Annotated in this window: 5 protein-coding genes and 1 pseudogene; 5 read left to right on the top strand and 1 reads right to left on the bottom strand. The window is 71.3% G+C overall.

Annotated features, from left to right (window positions below; all coding sequences use genetic code 11):
• The 5 genes and pseudogenes from AC1D15_RS18350 to AC1D15_RS18330 form a co-directional block, all read left to right on the top strand.
• A pseudogene (locus AC1D15_RS18350) lies at positions 1-186 on the top strand (ABC transporter permease); the annotation flags it as partial.
• Positions 183-485, top strand: coding sequence for a (2Fe-2S)-binding protein (locus tag AC1D15_RS18345; RefSeq protein ID WP_477827110.1), 303 nt, complete (start codon positions 183-185; stop codon positions 483-485). The pseudogene AC1D15_RS18350 and the gene AC1D15_RS18345, both read left to right, overlap by 4 nt.
• Positions 482-1,852, top strand: a complete 1,371-nt coding sequence (locus tag AC1D15_RS18340; protein ID WP_477827109.1) for an FAD/NAD(P)-dependent oxidoreductase — start codon at positions 482-484, stop codon at positions 1,850-1,852. Before AC1D15_RS18345 ends, AC1D15_RS18340 begins: the two co-directional genes overlap by 4 nt.
• Positions 1,849-3,021: an NAD(P)/FAD-dependent oxidoreductase gene (locus AC1D15_RS18335; RefSeq protein WP_477827108.1), complete on the top strand. Its 1,173-nt coding sequence runs from the start codon at positions 1,849-1,851 to the stop codon at positions 3,019-3,021. The genes AC1D15_RS18340 and AC1D15_RS18335 overlap by 4 nt, the downstream gene beginning before the upstream one ends.
• 11 nt (positions 3,022-3,032) lie before the next feature.
• Entirely contained in the window at positions 3,033-4,100 is a 1,068-nt protein-coding gene (locus tag AC1D15_RS18330; RefSeq protein ID WP_477827107.1) for an ABC transporter substrate-binding protein, read from the top strand.
• A gap of 100 nt (positions 4,101-4,200) precedes the next feature.
• Here the strand turns inward: AC1D15_RS18330 and AC1D15_RS18325 are convergent.
• A partial coding sequence (locus AC1D15_RS18325) for a glutathione S-transferase family protein (protein ID WP_477827106.1) occupies positions 4,201-4,822 on the bottom strand: 622 nt, incomplete at its 5' end.

The following is a 4,822-nucleotide window of genomic DNA, read 5'->3' as shown; positions in this document are numbered from 1 at the left end:
ATGTCGATCTTCGTGACCTCGCCGAGCACGGTGACGCTGCCGGTGCGCATGTACATGTATGCGACCGAATCGATCGACCCGCTGATGGCCGCGGTGTCGGCGCTGATGGTCGGCGTGACGGCCTTCGCGATGGTGCTGCTCGATCGCGTCTACGGGCTCGACCGCGTGCTGGTGGGGCGCCGATGATGAGCACGCATCGACCGCTGCTGGTGCGCCTGGCCGAGACCGACCGTGCGAGCGTCGCCTTCACGCTCGACGGCGAACCGGCCACCGCGCTCGAGGGCGACACCGTGCTGACCGCGGTGCTGACGCAGCACGACCGCCTGCGGCGCAATGAGTTCAGCCACGCGCCGCGGGCAGGCTTCTGCCTGATGGGCGCCTGCCAGGACTGCTGGATCKCGACGGCCGACGGCGAGCGGCTGCGCGCCTGCGCCACCTTCATCGCGCCGGGCATGGCCTTGCTGAGCGACGGGGAGGGCACATGACGGCGCCCGTGATCGTCGGTGCCGGCCCGGCCGGCGTGCGCGCGGCGCAGGCGCTGGTCGCGCACGGCCTGCGGCCGGTGCTGATCGACGAGGCACCGCGTGCCGGCGGGCAGATCTACCGGCGCCCGCCCGCGCACTTTCGCCGCACGGCCGCCGCGCTGTACGGCACCGAGGCTGCGCGCGCGAGCGCCTTGCATGCCACGGCCGACGGCCTCGCCGACCGCATCGACCACCGGCCCGACAGCCTGGTGTGGAACGCGCAGGGCGGCATGCTCGACGTGCTGCACCGCGGCCGCATCGAGCGCGTGCCGTACCAGGGCCTGATCGTCGCGACCGGCGCCACCGACCGCGTGCTGCCGGTGCCGGGCTGGACGCTGCCGGGCGCCTTCACRCTGGGCGGTGCGCAGGTGGCGCTGAAGTTCCAGGGCTGCGCGATCGGCGAGCGTGTCGTGCTGATGGGCAGCGGGCCGCTGCTGTACCTCGTCGCGTACCAGTATGCGAAGGCGGGTGCGCAGGTCGCGGCGGTGCTCGACAGCGCGCGGCTGGTCGACCAGCTCGCCGCGCTGCCGCTGATGCTGACGCAGCCGTCGACGCTGATGAAGGGCGCGTGGTACGTGGCCTGGCTGCACGCGCACCGCGTGCCGATCCTGCGCGGTGCGCGGCCGCTGCGGATCGCCGGCGGCGAGCGGGTCGAGGCGGTGCAGTTCGAGCACCGCGGCCAGGCCCGCACGATCGAGTGCGATGCGGTCGGCATGGGCCATGCGCTGCGCCCGGAGACCCAGCTCGCCGACCTGCTCGGCTGCGGCTTCGCGTTCGACGCGTTGCAGCGCGCGCACCTGCCGCTGCGCGATGCGGCCGGCCGCAGCAGCGTGGCCGGCGTGTACCTGGCCGGCGACGGGGCCGGGATCCTCGGTGCCGACGCCGCGGAATGGGCCGGCGAGCGCGCTGCACTGGCGCTGCTGGAAGACCGCAGCATCCCTGTCGACGCCGCGCGGGCGCGGGCGCTGGAGCAGCGCCTGGCCGGCATCCGGCCGTTCCGCCGCGGGCTCGAACGCGCCTTCCCGTTCCCGGCCGACTGGGCAGCGCGTGCCGATGACGAACTCGTCGTCTGCCGCTGCGAGAACGTCACCGCCGGCCAGCTGCGCGCGACCGTGCGCGAGACCGGTGCCGACGACATCAACCGGCTGAAGGCGCTGTCGCGCGTCGGCATGGGGCGCTGCCAGGGGCGCATGTGCGGCGTCGCGGCAGCCGAGGTACTGGCGCAGGCCTGCGGCCGGCCGGTCGGCGAGGTCGGGCGCCTGCGCGGACAGGCGCCGATCAAGCCGGTGCCGTTCGTGGCGCTGCGCGAAGCGGAGGTCACCCGATGACGGCCCGGCGGATCGTCACCGATGTCGCGATCGTCGGCGGCGGCATCGTCGGCAGCTCGGCCGCGCTCGCGTTGCGCCGCATGGGGCTCAAGGTGGTGCTGCTGGAGCGCGACCTGTGCGGCTCGCGCTCCAGCGGCGTCAACTACGGCGGCGTGCGGCGGCAGGGCCGGCCGCTGTCGCAGCTGCCGCTCGCGCAGCGTGCACACGAGCTGTGGGGCCGCTTGCCGGAGCTGATCGGCACTGACGGCGAATATGTGCGCAGCGGCCATTTCAAGATCGCGCGCAGCGCGGCCGACATGGCCTCGCTGGAGCGCTACCGCGCGATGACCCAGGGCTTCGACCTCGAGCTGGAGCTGGTCTCCGGTGAGCGCCTGCGCGCGCTGTGCCCGTGGCTGGGCCCGAAGGCGGTCGGCGGCTCGCTGTGCCGCGACGACGGCCAGGCCAATCCGCGGCTGGTCTCGCCCGCGTTCGCGCGCGCCGCCGAGCGGGCGGGGGCCGTGGTGCTGGAACGCACGCCGGTCGACGAAGTGATCGGCGACCGCAATGGGTTCACGCTGAGGTCCGGAACCACGCTGGAGGTGCACGCGCCGCTGTTGCTGAACTGCGCCGGCGCCTGGGCCGGGCAGCTCGCGGCGCAGTTCGGCGAGCCGGTGCCGATGCGCTCCGGCCACCCGGCGATGGCCGTCACCGAGCCGCTGCCGCCCCTGATGGACTGGAGCCTCGGCGTCGAGGGCGGGAGCATCTACTGCCGGCAGGTGGCGCGCGGCAACCTGGTGCTGGGCGGCGGCTCGGGCCTCGCGCTCGATGCCGACCGTGCGCGCTCGGAGCGCGACGCGATCACCGCGCTGGCCGGCCAGGCGATCGAGCTGATCCCCGCGCTGCGCGATGCCCAGCTGATCCGCACCTGGAGCGGCACCGAAGGCTACCTGCCCGACCGCGAACCGGTGCTCGGCTGCAGCCGCACGATGCCCGGGCTGATCCACGGCTTCGGCTTCGCGGGGGCGGGCTTCCAGATCGGGCCGGCCGTCGGCGAGGTGCTGGCCGAGCTGGCCCGCGACGGACACACCAGCACGCCGATCGCCGCGTTCGGCATCGAGCGGTTTGCCGCACCCCCGACGCCGCCGGCTGCTTCCGCCCCCTCGTCACTTCCCGAGTTGTCTCATCGTTGAAAGGATCGACCATGCCAAGCACTTCCTCGCTCCGTGCCCGCCGTCTGCTGGTGGGAACCGTGGCCGCCGCTGCCGCGCTGCTGTCCGCCGGCGCCGCGCATGCACAGGCCAAGACGATCTACATCGGCATGAACGGCGGCACGATGGAGAAGGCGTACACCCAGTACGTGTTCCCCGCCTTCGAGAAGATGTACGGCGCCAAGGTCGTCGTCGTGCCGGGCACCTCGTCGGACATCCTCGCGAAGGCGCAGGCCAACAAGGACAAGCCGCAGATGCACGTGATGTTCCTCGACGACGGCATCATGGTGCGCGCGATCGGCATGGGGCTGTGCGAGAAGCAGCGGCCGAGCCCGGCGCTGAACGACCTGTACCCGGCCGCGCGCTTCAAGGGCGACATGGCCAGCGGCGTGAGCCTCGGGATGACGGGCCTCGCCTACAACAAGAAGATGTTCACCGAGAAGGGCTGGGCCGCGCCGACCTCGTGGATGGACCTCGCCGACCCGAAGTTCAAGGGCAAGGTGGTGTTCCAGTCGGTGGCGTCCTCGTCGTTCGGGCTGCACGGCTTCCTGATGTTCAACCGCATCCAGGGCGGCAACGACAAGAACGTCGAGCCCGGCTTCAAGGCTTGGCCGGACAAGATCGGCCCGAACGTGCTCGAGTACATCCCGAGCTCGGCCAAGCTCTCCGAGATGGTGCAGACCGGCGAGGCCGCGCTGTTCCCGCTGACGCCCACCGCGGTGGCGGCCCTCAAGGTGAAGGGCATCCCGGTGGAGTACGCGCAGCCCAAGGAAGGCTCGGTGGTGCTGATGGTCGGCCAGTGCGTGATCGCGAACAACAGCGAGCCCGAGCTGGCGCAGAAGCTCGCCGAGTTCCTGCTGAGCCCGCTGGCGCAGGCCAACGTGCTGCAGTACGGCAGCCAGATCCCGACCAACCCGAAGGCGCCCGCGGTCGGCGAGGGCGCGGCCCAGGTTGCGCAGATCTCTCAGTGGATGAAGAACGCGGTGACGCTCGACTGGGAGAGCATCAACGCGAACCGGCCCACCTGGAACGCGCGCTGGAACAAGACCATCGAGAAATGACGGCCCCCCAGTCGCTTCGCTCCTGCCCCCGAGGGGCGCCACCCCAGGGGCCCGGAAAAGCCGGTTCCCCGGGGCGTTGCTTGATCGTCAGATAGAGAGATCAGCGGCGCTCGTACTGTTGTTTTCCGAAGAGGGCGTTGCGCGCCTTCTCGTCGTTGAGCGGCTTGCGGTGCTCGGCCAGCACCGCGACGCCGCGTTGCACCGCGGGGCGGGCGGCGATCTCGTCGAACCAGCCTTTCAGGTGCGGGAAGTCGTTCCAGTCGATGCCCTGGTTCTTCCACGAGCGCAGCCACGGGAAGATCGCGATGTCGGCGATGCTGTACGCCGGGCCGGCGATGTATTTCGACTTCGCGAGCCGCTTGTCCATCACGCCGTAGAGGCGTTTCGCCTCGTTGGTGTAGCGGTTGATCGCGTACTCGATCTTCTCGGGCGCGTAGATGCGGAAGTGGTGCGCCTGCCCGAGCATCGGGCCGACGCCGCCCATCTGGAACATCAGCCATTCGAGCACCTGGTAGCGCTCGGTGGTGCCGGTGGGCAGCAGCTTGCCGGTCTTGCCCGCGAGGTACATCAGGATGGCGCCCGACTCGAACAGCGAGATCGGCTGGCCGTCCGGTCCGTCGGGGTCGACGATCGCCGGGATCTTGTTGTTCGGGCTGATCGCGAGGAATTCGGGTTTGAACTGATCGCCGGCCCCGATGTCCACCGCCGTCACCTTGTACGGC

It is taken from the genome of Rhizobacter sp. P2_H2 (assembly GCF_056403375.1).
Note: the sequence above shows the minus strand (reverse complement) of the source record. Positions and strands in the feature narration are given on the sequence as shown.